The organism is Variovorax sp. DAIF25, assembly GCF_050711835.1.
Taxonomy (GTDB): Bacteria; Pseudomonadota; Gammaproteobacteria; order Burkholderiales; family Burkholderiaceae_C; genus Variovorax.
Genome location: NZ_CP136637.1, coordinates 1,676,302 through 1,699,169, shown reverse-complemented (window position 1 = coordinate 1,699,169; position 22,868 = coordinate 1,676,302). Strand labels below are relative to the sequence as shown.

Annotated in this window: 19 protein-coding genes; 12 read left to right on the top strand and 7 right to left on the bottom strand. The window is 68.8% G+C overall.

Annotation, left to right across the window (positions count from 1 at the left end):
* Window positions 1-147 precede the first annotated feature (147 nt).
* On the bottom strand, window positions 148-1,845 hold the full coding sequence (locus R0232_RS42140; protein ID WP_431513316.1) for a sigma-54 interaction domain-containing protein: 1,698 nt from the start codon (window positions 1,843-1,845) through the stop codon (window positions 148-150).
* A gap of 170 nt (window positions 1,846-2,015) precedes the next feature.
* Between R0232_RS42140 and R0232_RS42135 the strand changes: the two genes are divergently transcribed.
* Window positions 2,016-2,921 (top strand): TRAP transporter substrate-binding protein, encoded by a 906-nt coding sequence (locus R0232_RS42135; RefSeq protein WP_431513315.1) that lies wholly within the window; start codon window positions 2,016-2,018, stop codon window positions 2,919-2,921.
* A 19-nt stretch (window positions 2,922-2,940) separates the two neighbouring features.
* Here R0232_RS42135 and R0232_RS42130 read toward each other — a convergent pair whose 3' ends face one another.
* Window positions 2,941-4,200, bottom strand: a complete 1,260-nt coding sequence (locus tag R0232_RS42130) for a porin (protein WP_431513314.1) — start codon at window positions 4,198-4,200, stop codon at window positions 2,941-2,943.
* 367 nt (window positions 4,201-4,567) lie between these two features.
* On the opposite strand from R0232_RS42130, the gene R0232_RS42125 reads away from it, so the two are divergent.
* The 11 genes from R0232_RS42125 to R0232_RS42075 are packed head-to-tail and all read left to right on the top strand — an operon-like array spanning window position 4,568 to window position 15,383.
* Window positions 4,568-5,347, top strand: a complete 780-nt coding sequence (locus tag R0232_RS42125; protein WP_431513313.1) for an enoyl-CoA hydratase-related protein — start codon at window positions 4,568-4,570, stop codon at window positions 5,345-5,347.
* 19 nt (window positions 5,348-5,366) lie between these two features.
* Entirely contained in the window at window positions 5,367-7,058 is a 1,692-nt protein-coding gene (locus R0232_RS42120; RefSeq protein ID WP_431513312.1) for a class I adenylate-forming enzyme family protein, read from the top strand.
* Window positions 7,055-7,822: an enoyl-CoA hydratase/isomerase family protein gene (locus R0232_RS42115; RefSeq protein WP_431513311.1), complete on the top strand. Its 768-nt coding sequence runs from the start codon at window positions 7,055-7,057 to the stop codon at window positions 7,820-7,822. The genes R0232_RS42120 and R0232_RS42115 overlap by 4 nt, the downstream gene beginning before the upstream one ends.
* A complete protein-coding gene (locus R0232_RS42110; RefSeq protein ID WP_431513310.1) occupies window positions 7,822-8,562 on the top strand; it encodes an SDR family NAD(P)-dependent oxidoreductase in 741 nt (246 codons plus the stop codon). The genes R0232_RS42115 and R0232_RS42110 overlap by 1 nt, the downstream gene beginning before the upstream one ends.
* A gap of 1 nt (window position 8,563) precedes the next feature.
* The gene (locus R0232_RS42105) at window positions 8,564-9,730 is read left to right on the top strand and encodes an acyl-CoA dehydrogenase family protein (protein WP_431513309.1); all 1,167 of its coding nucleotides are present in this window, start codon (window positions 8,564-8,566) and stop codon (window positions 9,728-9,730) included.
* A gap of 40 nt (window positions 9,731-9,770) precedes the next feature.
* Window positions 9,771-10,646 (top strand): 3-hydroxyacyl-CoA dehydrogenase family protein, encoded by an 876-nt coding sequence (locus tag R0232_RS42100; protein ID WP_208510844.1) that lies wholly within the window; start codon window positions 9,771-9,773, stop codon window positions 10,644-10,646.
* 3 nt (window positions 10,647-10,649) lie between these two features.
* Entirely contained in the window at window positions 10,650-11,315 is a 666-nt protein-coding gene (locus R0232_RS42095) for a 3-hydroxyacyl-CoA dehydrogenase family protein (RefSeq protein WP_431513308.1), read from the top strand.
* Entirely contained in the window at window positions 11,312-12,454 is a 1,143-nt protein-coding gene (locus tag R0232_RS42090) for a CaiB/BaiF CoA transferase family protein (protein WP_431513307.1), read from the top strand. The genes R0232_RS42095 and R0232_RS42090 overlap by 4 nt, the downstream gene beginning before the upstream one ends.
* On the top strand, window positions 12,451-13,593 hold the full coding sequence (locus tag R0232_RS42085; RefSeq protein WP_431513306.1) for a Re/Si-specific NAD(P)(+) transhydrogenase subunit alpha: 1,143 nt from the start codon (window positions 12,451-12,453) through the stop codon (window positions 13,591-13,593). The genes R0232_RS42090 and R0232_RS42085 overlap by 4 nt, the downstream gene beginning before the upstream one ends.
* Window positions 13,594-13,626: 33 nt before the next feature.
* Window positions 13,627-13,959 (top strand): NAD(P) transhydrogenase subunit alpha, encoded by a 333-nt coding sequence (locus R0232_RS42080; RefSeq protein WP_296793494.1) that lies wholly within the window; start codon window positions 13,627-13,629, stop codon window positions 13,957-13,959.
* The gene (locus R0232_RS42075; protein WP_431513305.1) at window positions 13,956-15,383 is read left to right on the top strand and encodes an NAD(P)(+) transhydrogenase (Re/Si-specific) subunit beta; all 1,428 of its coding nucleotides are present in this window, start codon (window positions 13,956-13,958) and stop codon (window positions 15,381-15,383) included. Before R0232_RS42080 ends, R0232_RS42075 begins: the two co-directional genes overlap by 4 nt.
* A 100-nt stretch (window positions 15,384-15,483) precedes the next feature.
* On the opposite strand, the gene R0232_RS42070 is transcribed toward R0232_RS42075, so the two are convergent.
* From R0232_RS42070 to R0232_RS42050, 5 genes are all read right to left on the bottom strand, one after another.
* The gene (locus R0232_RS42070) at window positions 15,484-16,578 is read right to left on the bottom strand and encodes a helix-turn-helix transcriptional regulator (RefSeq protein ID WP_208507256.1); all 1,095 of its coding nucleotides are present in this window, start codon (window positions 16,576-16,578) and stop codon (window positions 15,484-15,486) included.
* Window positions 16,579-16,790: 212 nt separating this feature from the next.
* Window positions 16,791-18,881 carry a carboxypeptidase regulatory-like domain-containing protein gene (locus R0232_RS42065; protein WP_431513304.1) on the bottom strand — a complete coding sequence of 697 codons (2,091 nt, stop codon included), beginning with the start codon at window positions 18,879-18,881 and terminating at the stop codon, window positions 16,791-16,793.
* A 953-nt stretch (window positions 18,882-19,834) separates the two neighbouring features.
* Window positions 19,835-20,845, bottom strand: coding sequence for an ABC transporter ATP-binding protein (locus R0232_RS42060; protein WP_431513303.1), 1,011 nt, complete (start codon window positions 20,843-20,845; stop codon window positions 19,835-19,837).
* 8 nt (window positions 20,846-20,853) lie between these two features.
* Window positions 20,854-21,939, bottom strand: a complete 1,086-nt coding sequence (locus tag R0232_RS42055) for an ABC transporter ATP-binding protein (RefSeq protein ID WP_431513302.1) — start codon at window positions 21,937-21,939, stop codon at window positions 20,854-20,856.
* Complete coding sequence (locus tag R0232_RS42050) at window positions 21,936-22,868, bottom strand: ABC transporter permease (RefSeq protein ID WP_431513301.1); 933 nt, start codon at window positions 22,866-22,868, stop codon at window positions 21,936-21,938. The genes R0232_RS42055 and R0232_RS42050 overlap by 4 nt, the downstream gene beginning before the upstream one ends.

The following is a 22,868-nucleotide window of genomic DNA, read 5'->3' as shown; positions in this document are numbered from 1 at the left end:
GATGCCTGTGGCGCTCGAAGGGTGCAAGCGTTGTGCCATCGCGAAGCAGGGACGGGAACGCCACGGTTCGTGCCCGTGGTGTGCACGGCGCGGGCAGACTGTCGTTCGTCGCGGCACGCGCGCGGACAGAGGCGGACAGCGCGCGCCTCACAGCGGTCCCATCTCCGCGAGCCGCTTGTAGAGGTACGAGCGCGAAATGCCGAGCTCCGACGCCACGCGCAGCTTGTTGCCCTTGAAGCGCGCCATGCCATCGCGGATCAGCGACATCTCGAGGCTGCTGACCGCTTCGCGCACCGGGCCCGTCGAGATGGTCGACGTGACCGAAGGCAGCGGCCGATCGCCCGGCTCGCCCGGCCCGCGCGGCGCGAGCAGAGAGGCCATCGCCGAGCCTCCGTGCTCGCCCTCTCCGAGCAGGCCGAGGTCGCCGGGGCCGATCTCCTCGCCCTCGGCGAAGATCACGCCGCGCTCGAGCGTGTGGATCAGCTGGCGCACGTTGCCGGGCCAAGGCTGGCGCACCAGCAGTTCCATCGCGGCGGCGCTCACGCGCTTCTTCGCGGTGCCGTGGCGCTGCGCGAAGTTCTCGAGTGCGTGCTCGACCAGCAGCGGAATATCGTCGCGGCGCTCGCGCAGCGACGGCACGTGCAGCGTCACGCCACTGATGCGGTAGAACAGGTCGAGGCGGAACGACTTCTCGGCAATCATCCGCTGGAAGTCCACGTTGCTCGCCGATATCAGGCGGAAGTTCGAGCTGCGGCTGCGCTCGCTGCCCACGCGCTCGAAGGCACCGTCCTGCAGCACGCGCAGCAGCTTGACCTGGATCTCCAGCGGCATGTCGCCGATCTCGTCGAAGAACAGCGTGCCCTCGTTGGCCTGCTCGAACTTGCCCTTGCGGCCCTTGCGTTCGGCGCCGGTGAAGGCGCCGGCCTCGTAGCCGAACAGCTCGCTCTCGACCAGCGTCGCGGGCAGGGCCGCGGCATTGACCAGCACCAACGGGTTGTCGCGCCGCATGCTCAGCAGGTGTAACGCATGCGCGACCAGCTCCTTGCCCGTGCCGCTTTCGCCGACCAGCAGCACGGGCACGTCGAGCGGCGCCACCTTCACGATGTCGTCCTTGAGCTTGCGGATCACCGCGCTGTTGCCCACGATCTGCTCGAGGCCGAGCGAATTGGTGCGCCGGTTGGTGAGATCGCGCCGGTAGAAAGCGACCTCGGTGCGCAACTGGCTCAGCTCCGCGTTCATCGACTGCAGGTGCTCGGGGCCGCGGAACATCACCTGGCCCACCGCCCCCACCAGCTCGCCGCCGCGCGCGCGGATCGGCACGCGCGAGACGATGCGCGTGGCGCCGCGCATCTCCTGCGTCTGGCCGATCTCGGCCTTGCCGGTGCGCACCACGGTGTCGAGCCGCGTGTTCTCGATCACCTTCGTCACGTGCTTGCCGATCCAGTCGGCGCGTTCCATGCCGAAGAACTTCTCGTGCACCGGGCTCAGGTAGCGCACCACGCCCGCGCTGTCGACCACCGTCATGGCCTCGTAGGGACTGGTCAGCAGGTGGCGCAGGATGTCGCCCGCGAAGGGCACGGCGTTCACGAAATTGAGCAGCTCGTCGTTGCAGCCGTCGCTCAGGGCGAAGAAGGCGCAGGCCTGGTCGGCCTGTGTCGCCAGCACGCACAGCGACATGTCGCCGCTGCGCACGCTCCACAGCGCGCCCAGCGCGTCCTCGGCGCGGCGCCAGCGCTGGATCACCGCGGTGGCCACGGCAGCGCGCGACATCACGCCCGAGGAGAAGACGATCGTTCCGCCCTCGTCGACGACGAGGACGCCCATCATCCCGTGCTGTTCGGTCATCGTTTCGTCCTGTCATGTGGCGTCGGCGCGCCGTTGGCTCCCGCTCGATACGCCACGGTCTATTGCGTTTCGAGCCGTATCGTATCGATAATATTTGCCACTGTCGCTGGCGAATGCATCCGATGCGGGTAAACACGAGGGTGCCGGCGACGCAACCGAGGCAACGGGACATGCACAGCGAAATAGAACTCAAGGCGGTGACCGACTTCCCGCTCGCGCATCCGCGCGCGCCGTACTTCGAGGCCTTCGCGCGCCGCTTCGCGCAGCTCGGTGAAGGCAACGCGCGCATCCGCCTCGAGTCCGACCCGCGCCATGCCGAGGCCGCGGGCCTGCAGCGCGTGCGCGAGGGCGAGGCCGACCTGGCCTGGGTCAGCGTGGCCTACATGGAGCAGCTCGCGCCCGCGCTCGGCGCGGCCACCTTGCCCTTCGTTCTCACCGACAGCGCGATGGCGCGGTCCGGTGCGCTCGCGCGCGCGATGGCGGTGTTCAACCGCGTGCTGGCGCCGCAGGGCCTCGCGCTGCATGCGGTGATGCGTGGTGCCGAGCAGCTGATGGTGTTCCGCACGCCGCCCGATGCGCGCGGCGCGCGCGAGGCCGACCTGCAGTCGCTGCGACTGCGCGTGACTGGGCCCGGCCATCTCGGCGAGCTGGTGCAGGCGCTGAATGGCGAGCCGGTGCCGATGCCAATCCACCGCGTCGGCGCGGCGCTGCGTTCCGGCGAGATCGATGGCCTGATGTCCTCGCCCGGCGTCTGGCTCACCGTCGCGGCGCAGCAGGCGCCGGTCGCCTGGCGCGTCGAGGAGATGAGCCTGCTGACCTACTGGTTGGTCGGCCGGGCCCAAACGCCGGGTCGGTCCGAAGTCCGCGCGTGGCTGCAAGGCGCCGCCGACGAGGCGGTGAACGCGCAATGGAATGCGTTGCGACAGGACGACGAACGCGTGCTCGCCGACCTGGCCGCGCGCGGCCTCGTGCTGCGCACGATCACCGACACGGCGGCCTGGCGAGAGCGGCTGGCGCCGATGGCGCGGCGCTTCGAGCGTGCGCACCCGGGCGTGATCGCCAGCCTGCTCGAGTGAGGGCGAATGTCGCGCTTCGTCAGAACGCGTGCCGGATGCCGAAGTCGTAGCCGCGCGAGGACCGCGGCTGGTAGTTCGCGTTGTTGATGAAGGCCGGTCCGTTCACGACCAGGGCCGCGCCGTTGCGGTTGTTGACCTGCGCGACGGTCGCATAGAGCGCCGTGCGCTTCGACAGGTTGTGCACATAGCCCAGCGCGATCTTGTGGGCACGCGGCTGCGGCTGTGCGAGACCGGGGGCCGTGCCGAGGTCGTATTTCACCGCCGAGTAGCCCGCGCGGATCAGCCCGGGCCCGATCGGCGCGGTCAGGCCGAGCGAGTAGCCCTGGACCTCGACATCGGCGCGCCGCGCCGCGAGTGGCGTGAAGTCTTCATGCGAGCGTACCGATGTGGAACGCGAGTACTCGGCGAAGAGCTTCACCGGCCCGAAGTCGTACGACGCACCCGCATTGAGGTTGCGCACCTGGTCCGTGGTGCCCGCGTAGTAGCTGTCGCCCGTGACGAAGGAAGCGGCCGAGATCGCCACATCGAGCGGCCCCGAGGCATAGCCGAGCCGTCCGGCCACGTAGCTGCCCGCGCGCACCGACGTCACCGCGCCCGGATTGACCGTGCCGTTGGCGCCCAGGCCCGGCGGCGTGGTGCCGCCCGGCGAGAACTTGTCGCGCTCGTGGAAGGCGTACTGGAACTGGCCGTAGACGCCGCCCAGCGTCGGTGGCAGGAAGTACGAGATCGAGTTGCCGATGCGCGTGTAGTTCGCGTTGGCGCCGAAGCCACCCGCGGCGCCCGAGGGCTCGAAGATGTTCGCGGTGTAGATCAGGGTCGTGCCCACGCCGTTGACGCCGAAGGGGTCGAAGGCCGAGTCGTTCCAGAAGGTGGTGGTGTAGTCGCGGCCGATGCGCACTTCGCCGAAGGCACCCGACAGGCTCACGGTCGCGCGCCGCGCGAAGGAGGCGATGCCCTGCTGCCCGTCATCGTTGGTCACCGGCGCCTCGAGCCAGAAGCCCGCGGCCAGACCGCCGCCCAGGTCCTCGGTGCCGCGAAAGCCGATGCGGCTGCCGTTGTAGCCCGAGTTGCGCAGCTCTGTGCGGCTCACGCCGACACGATCGGGCCGCAGCGCCAACGCAGCGAGCGTCGGCGAGCGCGCATCGGAGCGGCTGCTGTAGCCGCTGAGCGTGGCGTCGATCACGCCGAAGACGGTGACGCTGGACTGCGCGAACGCGCCGCCGCAAGGCGCGGCCAGCACGGCGAGGAAGGGAAGGTGGGCGCGAAGGGTTCTTTTCATGTCTCGGATTTCCTGGTTGATGGTGCGGAGCTGAAGGCCGTTGCGACGAGGCGCGAGGCCGTCGAGGCCTGTCGGGGGCAAGCTCCATGCCACGCGGGCTTCGCCGCATCGACGCCAGTGACGGCACCACGCGCCGCGGCGCGCGCACTGTCGGTGGCGAAGACAGGCGAGCGGCGATCTGTCCGGCCTGAATGCAGTGGCGCGCAACGAAGCGCACGCGTCGCAGGTGATTCGAGACCCTGTGTCTCGGTGAAGCCGCCGTCTTCTCCGGGGAGAACGCCGCCCTCCGGCCTCTCGCGGCGCGCATGCCTCGCTTGTGGCACGGCGATTGCGGAGACAGCGCACGCAACCCATCGGAGACAGATCAATGGCCTTTGAAGAAATCACCTACGCGGAGGACGGCCCCGTCGGCACGCTCACGCTCAATCGCCCGCACGACGGGAACATGTTCACCGAGCGCATGTGCCACGAGATCCGCGACTGCATCAACCAGGTCCGGCGCGAGACGCGCACCCGCGTGCTGGTGATCACCGGCGCGGGCGACCGTTTCTTCTGCCTCGGCGGCCGCAAGGACGGCATGGAGGACACGCTGCTCTATGCGGGCGTGCTGCCCACGCTCGAGATGTACGAGAGCATCGACCGCCTGCAGAAGCCCGTGATCGCCTCGGTCAACGGCCTGGCCGTGGGCGGCGGCAACGTGCTGCAGATGGTGTGCGATGTCACCATCGCCAAGGCCGGCGCGGTGTTTCGCCAGGTCGGCCCGATGGTCGGCAGCTTCGATGCGGGCTATGGCACCTGGTACCTCGAGGACCTGGTCGGGAAGAAGCGCGCCAAGGAGATCTGGTACAGCAACCCGAAGATCCCGGCTGCCGAGGCGCAGGCCATGGGCCTGATCAACCGCGTGGTGCCCGACGACATGCTGCAGCAGGCCACGCGCGAGTTCGCGCTCGAGATCGCCGAGCGCGGCGCCTTCGCGCTGGCCTCGATCAAGGCCGCCTTCAATGCGCGCCACGGCGGCGTCGGCGGCCTCTCGCGCATGGCGCACGACCTGCTGCTGCGCGGCTACCTCAACACCGACGAGCATGCCGAGCTGGCCGACGCCTTCGCCGCGCGGCGCAAGCCCGATGGCTCCAAGTTCGGCCACTGACCCGCGCGTGGAGCCCAACGTGACCCAGATCCTCACGCTGCACGACCCCGAGACGGCACGCGGCCACTACCTGTCGGGCGTGTGGCAGTCCGACACCCTCTACGGCCTGCTGCGGCGGCATGCCGAGCTGCGCGGCGCCGCGCTCGCCGTGCGCGACCTGCTCCACCGCCTGAGCTGGAAGGCGCTGCAAGAGTGGGTCGACGTGCTCGCCGACGAACTCGACCGCGCGGGCCTGCGCGCCGGCGACCGCGTCTCGGTGTGGATGCCCAGCCGCGTCGAGGCCGTGGTGGTTTTTCTGGCCTGCTCGCGCAACGGCTATGTGTGCAATCCCTCGCTGCACCAGAACTACACGCTCGACGAGGTCGTCGGCTTGCTGGAACGCATCGGCTGCGCGGCCTTCTTCACGCAGGCGGGATACGGCGCCGACGCGGCGCGGCACGACGTGCTCGCGCGCGTCACGGCGCTGCCCAGCCTGCGTCGCGCCTGGTGCGTGGCACCGCCGGAGGCCGGCGCGCCGCCAGTGCCGCAGATACCGCCGGCCCATGCCTTCCCCGCGCGCCCGCGCGAGCGAGAACGCAGCCGCTGGGGCCGCGCGCCGCACACCAACCCCGACAAGGTCGTCTATCTCGCCTTCACTAGCGGCACCACCGGCCTGCCCAAGGCCGTCATGCACAGCGACAACACGCTGCTCGCGAACGGCCGCGCCATGGTGGCCGACTGGGGCCACGACGAGTCGACGGTGCTGCTGAGCCTGAGCCCGCTGTCACATCACATCGGCACCGTGGCGATCGAGCAATGCCTGGTCAGCGGCTGCGAGCTGGTGTTGCATGACCCGGCCGCGGGGCTGTCTCGGCTCGACTGGATCGTGGAGTCGGGCGCCACCTACGTGATGGGCGTGCCGACGCATGCGATCGACCTGCTCGACGACATGGACCGGCGCGGCATGAAGCACCTGGGCCGCGTGCGCATCTTCTACATGGCGGGCGCGCCCATTCCCGAGGAGGCCGCGCGGCGCTTCCTCAAGCTCGGCATCCAGCCGCAGAACGTCTACGGCATGACCGAGAGCGGCTCGCACCAGTACACGCGCCCGGCCGATGGCGTGAAGGTGGTCACCGAGACCTGCGGGCCGGCCTGCCTGGGCTACGAGGTACGGCTGTGGTCGCAGCAGGACCCCGACCTCGAGGCGCAGCCCGGAGAGGTCGGCGAGATCGCCGGGCGCGGCGGCGTGCTGATGCTCGGCTACTTCGGCGACCAGGACGCGACCGAGCGCTCGTTCAACGCTCACGGCTGGTTCATGAGCGGCGACCTCGGCCAGCTCGACGCGGCGGGCAACCTGCGCATCGTGGGCCGCAAGAAGGACCTGATCATCCGTGGCGGCCACAACATCCACCCGGCACGCATCGAGGACCTGGCCTACCGCCATGCGGCGGTGAACAAGGCCGCGGCCTTCGGCGTCGCCGACGAGCGACTGGGCGAGAAGGTCTGCCTCGCGCTGGTCTGCGCGGGCGAGCCGCCGAGCGCGCAGGAGATGCTCGCGCACCTCGATGCGCAAGGCCTGTCGAAGTTCGACATGCCCGAGTACTACCTCGTGCTGCCCGCGTTTCCGCTCACGGCGAGCGGCAAGATCCTCAAGCGCGAGCTGGCCGCCTGGGCCAGGGCCGGCAGCGTCGTGCCGCAGCCCGTGCGCTTCGTGGCCGGGGGCACGCGATGATCGCGCTCGATCGCGAGGCCGAGTTCGCGGTGCTGCGCATCGACCGGCCGGCCGCGCTCAATGCGCTGTCCTTCGAGCTGATCCGCGACCTGGGCGATGCGATCACGCGCGCCGAGACTTCGGGCGCACGCGCGCTGATCGTGACCGGCGCGGGCGACAAGGCTTTTTGCGCCGGCGCCGACGTGCAGGAACTGCGCGGGCGCGATCTCGCGGCGCAACGCGAGGGCGCCGAACTCGGCCAGGCCGTGTTCGCGCGCCTCGACCGTCTGGCCATTCCCTCGATCGCGCTGGTCAACGGCTATGCCTTCGGCGGCGGCATGGAGCTCGCGCTGGCCTGCACTTTCCGGCTCGCGCAGCCGCATGCGAAGTTCGCGCTGCCCGAGATCAAGCTGGGATTGATTCCCGGCTATGGCGGTACGCAACGGCTGCCGCGGCTCGTGGGCGTGGGGCGTGCGCTGGAGCTCGTGATGAGCGGGCGCAGCGTGGGCGCGGACGAAGCCTTGTCCATCGGCCTGGTGCAGCGCGTCGTCGCGCGCGAGGAGGGCATCGACGCCGCCATCGCGTTCGCGCGCAGCTTCAGCGGCTTCGGCCTGCGCGCGCTGCAGTTCGCGCGCGACGCCGTGCTGCGTGGGGCCGAGACGCCGCTGGCCGAGGGTTTGCGCATCGAGGCCGACCTGTCGACGCTGGCCTACCGCACCGCGGACGCCGAAGAGGGCATGCGTGCCTTCGTCGAGAAGCGTTCGCCCGTTTTCCAGGATCGATGATGAACGACACCAAGCAATGCATCGTGGTCACGGGCGCGAGCCGCGGCATCGGCGCCGCCATCGCGCGCGCGATGGCCGAGGCGGGGCACGCCGTGGCCTGCGTCTCGCGCTCGGGTGCGCTGCCCGAGGCCAGTACCGCCAGCGCTGCGCGCATGTTCGGCGTGCGCGCCGACGTGGCGCAGGCTGGCGCGATGGCCGAGGCCTGCCGCGAGATCGCGGGGCGCGGCCATCGCATCGCCGGGCTGGTCAACAACGCCGGCGTGCACCTCGAGTCGCCGGCGGCGCAAACACCGCTCGATCAATGGCATGCCGTGATGGACACCAACGCCACCGCCACGCTGCTGGCCGCGCAGGCGGTCCATCCCCACCTGGTCGAGGCGGGCGGCGGGCTGATCGTCAACATCGGCTCCTTCTTCGACAAGCTCGGCGTGAAGCGCAACGTCGCCTACTGCGCCTCGAAGGCCGCGGTGGGCGCGATCACCCGCTGCCTCGCGGTCGAGTGGGCAGCGGCGGGCATCCGCGTGATCGACGTCGCGCCCGGCTACATCCAGACCGATCTCAACGCCGGGATGCTCGCTTCGGGCCCGCTGCGCGCCTACCTGCAGAAGCGCATCCCGTCCGGCGAGCCCGGCACGGCCGAGGACGTCGGCCGCTTCGTCGCCGCGCTCTACGCGCAGCCGGGCGGCTTCCTCAGCGGCGAAACCATCTACCTCGACGGTGCCCAGGGCATCGCGCACTGACATGAACCTTCTCCAACGACTGGATGCCGGCATCGCGCTGGCCGACGACGAGCGCATGCTGCTCGACAGCGTGCAGCAACTCGCGCGCGAGGCGATCGCGCCGCGCGCCGAACACCTCGACCGCACGGGCGAGTTCCCGGCAGAGAACATGCGCGACATCAACCGGCTCGGGCTCAACGCGATGTTCGTGCCGGCCGAATACGGCGGCGCGCCGCTGTCCTACCTCTGCTACCTGGCTTGCGTGCGCGAGATCAGCAAGGCCTGCGCTTCCACCGGCATCGTGTGGGCCACCAACTACCACGCCATGAAGCCGCTGATCGACTGGGGCACCGAGGAACAGAAGCAGCGCCTGCTGCCGCGCATCGCCGAAGGCGGGCTGGGCGCACTCGCGATCACCGAGCCCGGCGCCGGCTCCGACGCCACCGGCATGCGCACCACCTTCCGCGAGGAGAACGGCCAGATCGTCATCGACGGCGGCAAGAGTTTCATCACCAACGGCGATGTCGCCGACCTCTACCTGGTGTTCGGCAAGTGGGCCGGCATCGCCGATGCCAAGGCCGCGATCTCGGTGCTGGTGCTCGAGAAGGACACGCCGGGGCTGTCGGTGGTCCGGCTCGAGGACAAGATGGGCACGCGCGCGTCGAGCACCGCCACGCTGGCTTTCGACGGCTGCCGCGTGCCGCGCGCCAACCTGCTGGGCGAGCCCGGCGACGGGCTGAAGATCCTGTTCGCCTCGCTCAACAAGTCGCGCCCGAGCGTCGCCGCGCATGCGCTGGGCATCGCGCGCGCGGCCTTCGAGGACGCGGTGGCCTACATCAGCCAGAGGCGCCAGTCGGGCCGGCGCATCCTCGAATTCCAGGGCGTGCAGTTCATGGTCGCCGACCTCGCGGCCGAGATCGCGCTGGTGGAGTCGTGGCTGTGGTCGCTGGCGCAGCGCGTGGACGCGGGCGAACGCGACTTCGGCATCGAGGCCTCGGTGCTCAAGCTGCGCGCGACCGACCTCGCGATGAAAGCCTCGACCGATGCGGTGCAACTGCTCGGCGGCTACGGCTACTGCAAAGACTACCGCGTCGAGCGGCTGATGCGCGACGCCAAGATCACGCAGATCTGGGAGGGGACCAACCAGGTCCACCGCCAGCTCATCGGCCGCAGCTTCCTCGAGCGCTAGGCGAATGCACGGCGCAACGCGATCAACCCAAGGACCAACGATGAGCGAGATCAAGACAGTGGGCGTGGTGGGATGCGGCACGATGGGTGCCGGCATCGCCATCGTGTGCGCCCGGGCGGGCTTCAGGACCCGCGTGTTCGACCTGCGGCAGGACGCGCTGGACCGCGCCCGCGAACAGACGCGGGTCTTCCTGGAGCGTTCGGTGAAGAAGGGCAAGTTGCCGCCCGACGCGCCCGGGCGCATCCTCGAGGGCTGGCAGGGCACCACGGAGCTCACAGACCTTGCCGACTGCGACCTCGTGATCGAGGCGGTATTCGAGGACCTCGGCGCCAAGCACCGGATCTTCGAGCAGCTGCACGCGGTCTGCGCGCCGCATGCGATCTTCGCCTCGAACACCTCCACCATCTCGATCACCGAAATCGCCGGCGGCAGCGGCCGCTCCGACCGTTTCGTCGGCATGCATTTCTGCCTGCCCGCGCAATTGATGAAGCTGGTGGAGATGTCGCCGGGCCTGAACACCAGCGAGGCCACCTTCGAGCGTGCCTGGGCCTTCTGCGAGGCGCTCGGACAGAAGCCGGTGCGCACGCAGGACTCGCCGGGTTTCATCCTCAACTACTTCCTGATCCCGTTCAACAACGATGCCATCCGCCTGGTGGAGCAGGGCGTGGCGAGCGCCGAGGACATCGACACCGCGGTCAAGGCCGCGCTCGGCTATCCGATGGGCCCGCTCGAGCTGCTCGACCTGATCGGCCTGGACACCCAGCGCCTGCTGTGCGAGGCCATGCACGGCCTTACGCACGAGGAGCGCGCGGCCTGTCCGCCGCTCGTGCGCCGCATGATCGCCGCCGGCCGCCTGGGCAAGAAGTCGGGCCGCGGATTCCATGCCTATGCCGACAACGCGCTTCACGGAGCCTGAGCCATGACAACCACTTCCTATCGCATCGTCCATGGCGGTGACAGCCGCTCCTTTCCCGCGCCCCATGCCTTCCTCGAGGCCGCCACCCCGCAGGGCGAAGCGCGCGTGTTCCTCGGCGCGCAGGCCGGCGCTGCGCTGCACGGGGCCCGGCAAGCACACTCGCTCGACGCCTGTCCCTTCGTCGCGGTCGAGCTCGGCAGCGAATGCCTGGGCGTGCACGGCGGCGAATCGCGCGGGCTCGAAGGCTCCAACCTCGTGGGGTTCGCGCGCTTCCGGCTCGGCGACGCGGCGCCCTCGAACCTGGTCGAGGTGGTGCGTCAGCCGGGCACGCGGGCCGAGGCGCTCGTGGCCGCTTTCGAGACCTTCCGCGCCGCGGGGTTGGCGGTGGCCGTGTGCGCCGACTTCCCGGGCCGCATCGTCGACCGGCTGCTGCGCCCCTACCTCAACGCGGCGCTGCGCCGGCTCGACGAGGGCCTGGCGAGCGCGGACGATCTCGACAAGACCTTGCGGCTCGGCCTCGGGTATCCCGAGGGACCGATCGCGCTGCTCGAGCGCACCGGCCTCGCGGCGCACTTCGAGGTGACGCAGGCGCTGCATGCGGCGCTCGGCCAAGCCGCGTATGTGCCCGCGCGCCGCGCACAGGTCGCCGCGCAGCGCGCCGCCGCATGATGCCGCCGCTCGAGGGCATCCGCGTGCTCGACCTCAGCACCCTGCTGCCGGGGCCGCTGTGCACGCTGCTGCTGGCCGATGCCGGTGCCGAGGTCATCAAGATCGAGCGGCCCGGGCGCGGCGACGAGATGCGCTCGTACGAACCGCGCTTCGGCGGCGACAGCGCGAACTTCGCGCTGCTCAACCGCGGCAAGCGCTCACTCGCGCTCGACCTCAAGCAGCCCGACGATCGCACCGCCTTCCTCGAACTCGTGGCGACGGCCGACGTGCTGGTCGAGCAGTTCCGCCCGGGCGTGATGCGGCGCCTGGGTCTCGATCCCGCGGCGCTCGCGCGCGTCAATCCGCGGCTGGTCTATTGCTCGATCACCGGCTATGGCCAGCACGGGCCGCTTGCCGAGGTGGCGGCGCACGACCTCAACTACCTCGCGCAAAGCGGCATGCTGGGCCTCTCGGCGGGCGCGGACGGCACGCCGCCCCTGCCGCAGGCGCTGGTGGCCGACATCGCGGGCGGCTGCTATCCGGCGGTGATGAACATCCTGCTGGCGCTGCGGCAGCGCGACGCCACCGGCACCGGCTGCCACCTCGACGTGGCGATGGCCGACAACCTGTTCACGCTGATGTACTGGGGCCTGGCCGAGGGACAGGCCACCGGCCGATGGCCGCGGGCCGGGCGCGGCCTGGTCACGGGTGGCACGCCGCGCTACCAGGTCTATGCGACGCGCGACGGCCGCCATCTCGCGGTGGCACCGCTCGAGGACAAGTTCTGGCACGCCTTCCTCGAGATCATCGAGGCGCCGCAGCTCGAGGATCCCGCGCTCGATCCGCAGGCCACGCGCGATGCGGTGGCGCACGCGATCGCGCAGCGCACGGCCGACGAATGGCTGCAGCGTTTCGAAGGCCGCGACGTCTGCGTGGCGCTGGTCGCGACGCTCGAGGAGGCGGTGGCTCATCCGCACTTTCGCGCGCGCGGCCTGTTCGAGCGCCACGTGCGCAACGCCGATGGCGCCGAGATCGCGGCGCTGCCGCTGCCGGTCGACGCGCGTTTTCGTGCGGGGGGCACGAGTGCGTCCTATCCGTCGCTGGGCGAGGCCCGTCCCCAGGAGTTTGCCGACACACCCGGCGCAGAGAGGTTCCGATGAAGATAGGCGTGCCTGCCGAGACAACGACAGGCGAAACCCGAGTGGCCGTGACCCCGGAGACGGCGAAGAAACTGGTGGCGTTGGGGCACACGGTGCGTGTGCAGAGCGGCGCGGGCGTGGCGGCCAGCGTGACCGACGCGGCCTATCAAGCGGCCGGTGCCGAGATCACCGACCAGGCCGGTGCCTTCGGCGCCGAGATCGTGCTCAAGGTGCGCGCGCCGAGCGACGCCGAATGCGCGCTCGCCAAGTCCGGCAGCGTGCTCGTGGGCATGCTCAACCCCTTCGATGCCGCCGGCCTGCAACGCGTGGCCGCGGCCGGCCTCACCGGCTTCGCGCTCGAGGCCGCCCCTCGCACCACCCGTGCCCAGAGCATGGACGTGCTCAGCTCCCAGGCCAACATCGCCGGCTACAAGGCCGTGATGATCGCCGCCGACAAGTACCAGCGCTTCTTCCCGATGCTGATGACCGCCGCCGGCACCGTGAAGGCCGCGCGCGTCGTGATCCTCGGCGTGGGCGTCGCGGGCCTGCAGGCCATCGCCACGGCCAAGCGCCTGGGTGCGGTCATCGAGGCCTCGGACGTTCGCCCCAGCGTCAAGGAACAGATCGAATCGCTGGGCGGCAAGTTCATCGACGTGCCCTACGAGACCCAGGAAGAGAAGGACGCGGCCGAGGGCGTGGGCGGCTATGCGCGTCCCATGCCCGCGAGCTGGCTCACGCGCCAGCAGGCCGAGGTCGCCAAGCGCGTGGCGCTGGCCGACGTCGTCATCAGCACCGCGCTGATCCCGGGGCGTGCCGCACCGACCCTCATCACCGAGGACATGGTCAAGTCGATGAAGCCGGGTTCGGTCATCGTCGACATCGCCGCGGGCAAGGGTCCGGTCAATCCAGATGGTGGCGTAGGCGGCAACTGCCCGCTGTCCGAAGCCGACAAGACCGTCGTCAAGCACGGCGTGACCATCGTCGGCGAGACGAACCTCGCCGCGCTGGTGGCTGCCGACGCGTCGGCGCTGTACGCGCGCAACGTGCTCGACTTCCTCAAGCTCGTGCTGACCAAGGAGGGCACGCTGAAGATCGACCTCGAGGACGACATCGTCGCCGCCTGCCGCGTCTCGCAGGACGGCCAGGTCACGAAGAAGTAAGCGAACACGCCGAACACGCGAGGAGAAGAAACCATGGACATCGTCTCTCACACCGTCATCAACCTCATCATCTTCGTGCTGGCCATCTACGTGGGCTACCACGTGGTGTGGACCGTCACGCCCGCGCTGCACACGCCGCTGATGGCCGTGACCAACGCCATCTCGGCGATCGTCATCGTGGGCGCCATGCTGGCCGCCGCGCTCACCGAGACCGGCCTGGGCAAGACCATGGGCGTGCTGGCCGTCGCGCTGGCGGCGGTCAACGTCTTCGGCGGCTTCCTGGTCACGCGGCGCATGCTGGAGATGTTCAAGAAGAAGGAAAAGAAGGCACCCGCTGCCGCAGCCGCCGAGGGAGCTTCCAAGTGAGCATGAACCTCGTCACCCTGCTGTACCTGCTGGCCAGCATCTGCTTCATCCAGGCGCTCAAGGGCCTGAGCCATCCCACCACCTCGATCCGCGGCAACGTCTTCGGCATGACCGGCATGGCGATCGCCGTGCTGACCACCGGCGCGCTGATCTACAAGCTCGCCAGCGGCAACCTCGAGGGCCTGGCCTACGTGCTGGTCGCGCTGGTCGTGGGCGGCGGCCTCGGGGCCTACATGGCCAACAAGGTCGAGATGACCAAGATGCCCGAGCTCGTGGCCTTCATGCACAGCATGATCGGTCTCGCGGCCGTGTTCATCGCGGTGGCCGCCGTGGCCGAGCCGCATGCCTTCAACATCGCGCTCAAGGGCGATCCGATCCCCGCGGGCAACCGCCTGGAGCTGTTCCTGGGCGCGGCCATCGGCGCCATCACCTTCAGCGGCTCGGTGATCGCCTTCGGCAAGCTCTCGGGCAAGTACAAGTTCCGCCTGTTCCAGGGCGCGCCGGTGCAGTTCGCGGGCCAGCACATGCTCAACCTCGTGCTGGGCCTGGCGACCGTGGGCCTGGGCCTGGTGTTCATGGCGACCGAGAACTGGACCGCCTTCTTCGCGATGCTCGCGCTGGCCTTCGTGATGGGCGTGCTGATCATCATCCCGATCGGCGGTGCGGACATGCCGGTGGTGGTGTCGATGCTCAACAGCTACTCGGGCTGGGCGGCCGCGGGCATCGGCTTCAGCCTGAACAACGCGATGCTGATCGTGGCGGGCAGCCTGGTGGGCAGCTCGGGCGCGATCCTGAGCTACATCATGTGCAAGGCGATGAACCGCTCGTTCTTCAACGTGATCCTGGGCGGCTTCGGCGGCGACGCTGCGGCGGCCACGGGTGGCGCGAAGGAGCAGCGCCCGGTCAAGAGCGGCAGCGCCGACGACGCGGCCTTCGTGCTGGGCAATGCCGAGACGGTGGTGATCGTGCCGGGCTACGGCCTGGCGGTGGCGCGTGCGCAGCATGCGGTCAAGGAGCTCGCGGCCAAGCTCACCGAGAAGGGCATCACGGTGAAGTACGCGATCCATCCGGTGGCCGGGCGCATGCCGGGGCACATGAACGTGCTGCTGGCCGAGGCCGAGGTGCCGTACGACCAGGTGTTCGAGATGGAGGACATCAACGGCGAGTTCGGCCAGGCCGACGTGGCGATCATCCTGGGCGCCAACGACGTGGTGAACCCGGCCGCGCACACCAAGGGCAGCCCGATCTACGGCATGCCGATCCTGGAGGCCTACAAGGCCAAGACGGTGATCGTGAACAAGCGCTCCATGGCCGCGGGCTACGCGGGCCTGGACAACGAGCTGTTCTACATGGACAAGACCATGATGGTGTTCGGCGACGCGAAGAAGGTGGTCGAGGAGATGGGCAAGGCGGTCACCGATTGAGTGCATCGACCGCGGCGGTTCAGGGCGTGTTCAACAAACTGGCGAGGCTACGCGACCGACGGAGTGATGTGACCCGAGGCGGCCATCGTTGCGCGGTCCCCTATGAACTGCCGCGCACATTCATCGCCATCCTGACAAGTTCCACCTGCCGCTTGCAGTCGAGCTTTCCCATCAGCATCGCGATCTGCTTGCGTACCGTGTGGATCGAAATTCCCCGGCGCGCCGCGTAGTCAGCGGCCTTCATACCGCTTGCCAGCGCGTGAAGCACTGCAGCCTCGGCGCCTGTGACGCTCAGTGCACCGGCGAGTGCCTCCGGGCTCGCGAGCAGCGGCTCCTCTTCTTGGCGCATTCGAACGAAGAGCAGCGGCTCCGCCGCCAGCCGCAGGATGGGATTTGCCTTCGTCACGTCGATGCTCAGCACGCCCGCGCCCGCCGCCATGGGAAAGGCCATGGTTCGAACGACGCCATCGGCACACGCCGCGGCCAAGCAACCGTCCAGCGTGGCCTGCAGGCGCGCATCCGTGGCGGCAAGACGCCCTTTGCGCTGCAGCAGACCCCTGCGCTCATCGAGCAAGGCTCGCGCCCTGGGCGAAGCATGTACGAGCAGACCATTACGGTGCACGAGACAGCTTGCCTCATCCAGCGCATCGAAGGCCACGTCACTGACGCTCAGCCAGGAGAAGGCGCGCGCCCTGCGCAACGCCATGGCGTCCTGCAAGGCTTTGGAAAATCTGCAGATCCTCGCTCCTCGAAGTCTCTCGCTCAGCGTGTCGGATGCGATCTCCCGCTGGAAACCCAGACTCACGCGCCGTCCCGGCCCGTTCTCGACCATGTAGGAATAGAGCTGCCGCATCCGATGCCTGGACATGAAGTCCACGTAATAGGCGTTGCGCTGCCGAAGCGGCTCCGGAATTAGTTTTTGCGTGTCCAGCCAGGTCCCGGGATCGCGCACAACCCCTGGCAGGGTCATGACGTCCTGCGCGTGAAAGTGGTCCGCGTAGTCGCGCATGGCACCAAGGTCCGCGCCGAAATTCTGCATGTCGACGAGGCCGTCTCCGTCATAAACGATCATCACCGCGGCATCGCTCTCCACCAGTCTGTTCGCGGTCGATAGGACATCACGCCAAGATACCTGGACATCGGTGATGGCTCGAACGGCCTCCAGTGCACGCATCAAGTCGACATCTTGTCGCATGGGACTTCTCCTCCGGCAAGCGATGATGCGCCTGGGAGATCGATTCGTCCATCCAGGGCCGGCCTGCCCCCTCCGTGCGGCCCCAGCCTTAGGGAATGCTGGCAAGGAGGGGGAGGACTCTTTCTTGCCGGGAGTGTTGAGCATTCACCGTGCGGCCACATCACTCAAATTGAGTATGCAGCAGCTACGGGGAACTCAAATTCGGCACGCGACTACTGCAGCTTGTACAGCGCGATGGCCGCGCTGAATTCCGCCTGCTTCTGGTTCGTCGCCTGCAGCAGGAAGGAGTTGAAGGTTGTGTTCCTCGCATACATGGTGGGATCGGTGGTGTCGCAGTGCCTGTCGGTAGAGGTCTGTCGTGAGCAGTACACAACGGCTCTGCGGGCGCTGCTCGGAAAAGTGGCGGAGTCGTTGAAGCCCGCGCCGCTGGTACCCGGCGTGGTGCTGCCAAAAGGCGCCGTGCCGAAGACATTCAGTTGGGTCGGCGCGGGCGCACCGGCGGGTACCGACCAGCCGTCCTTGTCGCCAGGCGGCGAACTGAAGTTGACCCAGATCGGGTTGGCAACAAGCAGGTAGCCGCCGCTTGCCGAGCTCGTTGTCAGGAAGTCCCTCAATCCGTCTGACAGCTGTGCCAATGGCTGTTGCCGCAACTCGGCCATTGTCAGCGTGCGCGAGAGTGTCCGTGCGGTCTGGATGACGTTCGGCTTCGTCGTATCGGCGTGATGGAACTCCACCGTCCAGATGCCCTGGTCGGTGATCGCGCGGATTTGTGCGTCATCGAGTTGCGGTTGCGCATAGGTGAGCGATGTCTCTTTCGCTGCGGGATTGCCGGGCGTTGCCGCGTTCTGATACTCGCCACGCAGCCTGTAGACGGAGCTTCCGGTGATGATGCCGTCGGCCCGAGCGAACCGCAGTGTCGAGTAGCCTGCGCTCGGCAAGAAGGTCAACGGCGTGCCCCACGGCGTCGTGACCACTGCCTTGGCGAAGATGGGCTGGCCTTCGCCATCGGTCAGATTCGGGATCGAGATGTCGTATCCCGTACCGTAGTTGTTAAATGCCGGCGTGTTCAGGAACTCGCGAAGCTGCGCGTAGGGCTGTACCGTGGCCCGGTACGCGTTGCCGTTGCCGACCAGCTTGAGCGTGTTGCCGACACGGCGTGCGCCCAGTAGATCGAAGGCAGTGTTCCCTTGAGGGTCCCTCGTGCGGTAGCTCAGCACCATGTCTCCGTTGGCGCGGAAGAATTCCACGCTACCCTGCTCCCAGCGAAGTCCTTTCGCGCTCGCGCGAAACAGGCTGGCGTACGCACCCGCGTTCGAGGACGAACGACCCACGTTCGTGCCATTGCTGTAGAAGGTGGATGGATCGTCGTCGAGGAAGAGTTGCCGACATGCCGGTGCCGCGACTGCGGACGGACCGCCGACCGCGTCCGTGTCATCGTTGGACGCCGTGCTGACGCGCTGCGTCAGCGGCAGGGCGTAGCAATCGGTGAATCGCCGGAGCAGGTCCGCCACCAGTGCGGGAGGCGGTACAGCCGCGACCTGCACGCCCGCACCGATCGGCGGAATGCTGCCGTCGCTGCTTCGGAATTGGACGGAGACAGGCGTGCCGTCGGCCGTCTTCACCGTGATCTCGATGTTGGCTGCCCCGCCCTCGGGTCGGACGCTCACGCTCAACACATCGAGCAGCCTGTCCTGCCCTGTGCCGTCGGCCACCAGTGCGTCAAACAACGGGTGACCGATGGCCAAGCCCAGACTGTCCAGCACAGGCTGCAAGGCCGCCTTGAGTTGCGCAACCTGCTGCGAGATGCTGTCGGCCGTGATGATCTCGGGGCGGCTCGACAGCACGCCCGCGAGCTGGGCAGGGTTGCCCGCGGGAGACAACCGGGTGACCACGATGTTCGTGAGCGGCGTGACATTGGCGATGCCCGAACTCTGGAACGCTGCGCTGTAGAGCACCTGGTCGTCGCGCAGCGCGCGAATCACCAGCGGTGCCTTGGCCGTCGCTGGCAGCGGGCAGGTGTAGGCGCCGCCGGTATCGGTCTGCGCCGAGCAGACCATGGTGCCGCTGGCATCGGTGACGGTGATCTGCGCGCCGGCGAAGGCTGCTCCGGTCGCTGCCACGCCGCTCAGCGTCGTTCCGGTGGAAGGGTTCGGCGCCGGCGCCGGCGGTTCCCCTGTCGATCCGCCCGTCGGCCAAGGAAAGCCTCCAGCCCCGCCCCCTCCACCGCCGCAGCCGGCCATGACCAACAACACGGCCATCGCCAGATACGACAGCGGCCCCGCCTTCCTCATCGATATTGTCATGTTCTCTTCCTTCGCAAATGTGGCTCGGCCCAGGATGACCCTGGCGCCTGCGAAGGCAGTGTTGCGTAGACCGTGCGCGACGGCATCACCAACTTTAAGTAAGGCGAAACGGCATCTGAGGTGTTTGCGCACCGAGCGTGCGATGGCGGATCGCCAGCCAGAACCGGCGCACTGGCTTGTCTTGAGCCTGACAGCCTTCGGCTCCCGGGGGCGCACGAAGCAACAAGCTCTACGGTCTCGCGCGCCTGAGCTACCCGACGAAGTTGCGGATGTCCCCTGGGACAAGTTCCGGCTCGATCAAGAGCGCGAGACTTCGGATCACCATCGCGTCGGCTTGGGTCACACAGACAGCGCCGCTTGGTGCAAGCTGAAAAAGCAAAGGATCGTCATCAAGGTCCCAAATCACCCAGCTCTTCCATTTCGATGAGTCTTCTCATCACAACAGCTTGATCGGCAAGCCAATCTACTGCGATGAAAAGTAGCGCACCTGTCACTTCTGCCTCTGCGGAGGTCCCTGACGGAGCAGGCCCGGGCAGGTATCGCGGGATTACAACTGGCGGCGTCTCGCGTCAATGCGTGCCTGCATGCGATCAAGCACTTCGTCCACAGGATGCGAAACACCAGTTCGTAGATATTCCTGCCAGGCGGCCTCCCCACGCGCGTAGAACCCCGTCGGGGCGCGGCGGAAGTCGACGGCTGGACGCACCGTATCAGCCACGACGGTGCTGATGGTTTCGTCCGCACCCGGGACCGCTTCGAGCCCAGCATGCAGTTCCGGCTCCACGCGAGCGACATGCAAGATGCATGATTTCATGACCGAAGTTGTAGCACGTCTGTAAGGCATTCACCACCGCGGCCCGTCGTGCTTTGCACGCATGCGCACGGCGAGAGCGTCGCCGACCGAACCGAGACCGAACGCCAGGCCAAGGCGAATGGGGGCGCCTCGCGCCGCCTCAGGCCGCGAGCCGCACGCAGCGCGCGAGGTGCGCGCGTCCCACCTCGAGGTTCGGCGGCACGCCCATCGCGCAGCGCGGCTGCACCCGGGCGCAGCGCGGCGCGAAGGCGCAGCCCGGCGGCAGGTCGTTGAGGTCGGGCACCGAGCCGGGAATCGAATCGAGCGGGCGGCCACCGGTGCCGCCATGCACCGTCGCGCGCAGCAGGCCCTGGGTGTAGGGATGGCGCGGCGCATCCATCACCTCGGCCACCGGGCCCGATTCGACGAAGCGCCCTGCATACATCACGGCGATGCGGTCGGCGACTTCGCAGGCCACGCCGAGGTCGTGGGTGACGAAGATGGTGGCCATGCCGAGCTCCTGCTGCAGCTGGCGCAGCAGCAGCAGGATCTGGATCTGCACCGTGGCGTCGAGCGCGGTGGTCGGTTCGTCCGCCAGCAGGAGGCGAGGACGGCAGGCCAGCGCCAGCGCGATCATGGCGCGCTGGCGCAGCCCGCCCGACAGCTCGTGCGGGTAGGCCTCGAGGCGCCGCTGCGCGGACGGGATCTGCACCAGCTCGAACAGCTCCAGCGCGCGCCGATGGCCGTCCTTCACCGAGACGCCGTCGTGGCAGGCCACGGTCTCGGCGATCTGGCGCCCGATCCGGAACACCGGGTCGAAGGCCGTCATCGGTTCCTGGAACACCATCGACACCATCCCGCCGCGCACGCTGCGCAGTCGCGAGGCCGGCAGGTCGAGGATGCGGATGCCGTCGATGAGGATCTCGCCGCCGATGCGCGCGGTCGACGGGAACAGCCGCATCAGCGCGCGCAGGGTCACGCTCTTGCCCGAACCCGATTCGCCGAGCAGGCAGAGCACCTGGCCGCGGTGCACGTCGAAGCTGACGCCGCCGACCACCGGGATGTCGAGATCGCGCGAGACGAAGCGAACCGTGAGGTCGCGCACCTGGACCAGCGGCGCATCGGCCGAGGGTGCGGGCGCGGAGGGGAGGGGAGAGGAGTGGGAGGGCATGGTCCTGCTCACGGTCGATTCGGATTCGAAGGGTTGGCGAGGCTGTGGCCCGAGCCTGCGGTGCAGGCGTGGCAGGCGACGACGTGGCCCGCCTCGGCGCTGGCAAGCGGCGGTTCGGCCGCCGCGCACACGGGCTCGGCGATCGCGCAGCGGGTGCGGAAGCGGCAGCCGGAGGGCGGGTCGACCGGGTTCGGCGGATCGCCCGCGAGCGGCGCCTTCTCGATGCGCCTGCGCGGGTCCATCGAGAGGCGCGAGGCCAGCAGGCCCTGGGTGTACGGATGCAGTGGCGCCTCGTAGAGCCGCTCGGCCGGCGCCACCTCGATCACCTTGCCGAGGTACATCACCATCACGCGGTCGCTGACGTGGCGCACCACGTTGAGGTCGTGCGAGATGAAGAGATAGGTCAGGCGCAGCCGGCGCTGGAGGTCCTGCAGCAGGTTGAGCACCTGCGCCTCCACCGACTTGTCGAGCGCCGAGACGGCCTCGTCGAGGATCAGCACGCGCGGGCCCAGGGCGAGCGCGCGCGCGATGTTCACGCGCTGGCGCTGGCCGCCCGAGAGTTCGTGCGGATAGCGCTGCGCGAACAGGTCGGGCGCGAGGCCGACCAGCCCGAGCGTCTCGCGCGCGCGTTCGCGCGCCATGGCGGTGGGCGTACCGGCGGCCTTGAGGCCGAACATCACCGAATCCTCGATGGTCAGCCGCGGGTTCAGCGAGGCGTGGCTGTCCTGGAACACCATCTGCATCTTCTTGCGCATCGCGCGCGTGGCCGCGCTGGTGGCGTGGCCGGCCACGTGGCCGTCGACCTCTACCACGCCCTCGTCGGGCTCGATCAGGCGCATCAGCAGTCGTGCCGAAGTGGACTTGCCGCAGCCCGACTCGCCGACGATGCCGAGCGTCTCGCCGTCGAGGACCTCGAAGCCGATGCCGTCCACCGCCTTGACGTGGGCCGTGACGCGGCCGAGCAGGCCGGACTTGAGCGGGAAATGCTTGCGCAGCCCCGCGACGCGCAGGATGACCGGGCGCGGCGCGGCCTCGGGTAGCACTTCGGGTGGCGCATCGGTCGGCACGGGGGTAGGGTGCGGGAAAGAGTTCATGCGTGCACGTCCATGGCCGCGCGAAGGCCGTCGCTGATGAGGTTGGAACAGATCGAGGTCAGGAAGATCATCACGCCCGGCAGGATCGCGTTGAGCGGCGCGACGTAGATCGACTGGCGCAGCGTGTTGAGCATCAGCCCCCACTCGGCCTCGGGCGGCACCACGCCCAGGCCCAGGAAGCTCAGGCCGGAGGCGATCACGATCGACACGCTGACCAGGCTCGAGGCATAGATCAGGATCGGCCCGAGCACGTTGCTCAGCACATGGCCGAGCACGATGCGCAGCGCCGAGGCGCCGGTGGCGCGCGCCGCGTCCACGTAGTCCTGCGAGCGCACCTGGGTCGTCACGCTCTCGGCCACGCGCGCGATCGGCGGCACGAAGATCAGCGTGAGCGACACCAGGCTGTTGAGCATGCCCGCGCCGAGCACGCCCGAGATCGCGACCGCCAGCAGCACCGAGGGGAAGGCGTAGAACACGTCGACCACGCGCATGATCGCCATGTTGAGCGCACCGCCCGCGTAGCCCGCGACGATGCCGAGCGTGGCACCGATCGCCGTGGCGAACAGCACGGGCATGAAGCCCATGAACAGCGAGTTGCGCCCGCCGTGCAGCAGGCGCGAGAGCAGGTCGCGGCCGAGCTCGTCGGTGCCGAGCCAGTGGCTGGCGTCGCCGGGCGGCAGTAGCCGCCGCGTCATGCTGGTGGCGAAGGGGTCGTGCGGTGCGATCCACGGCGCGAAGAGGGCCAGCGCGACCACCAGCAGCAGCACGGCCAGGCAGGTCAGCGTGAGCGGATCGCGCGCGAGCCGGCGCGCCACCTGCTGCCAGAAGCTGCGCGAGACCGGGCGCCGCGATGCGGTTGCGGGTGCGGGTGCGGGCACGGCAGGTGCCGGTGGCACGGCCGCGGGACGAAGAGGAAGAATCCGGTTCAT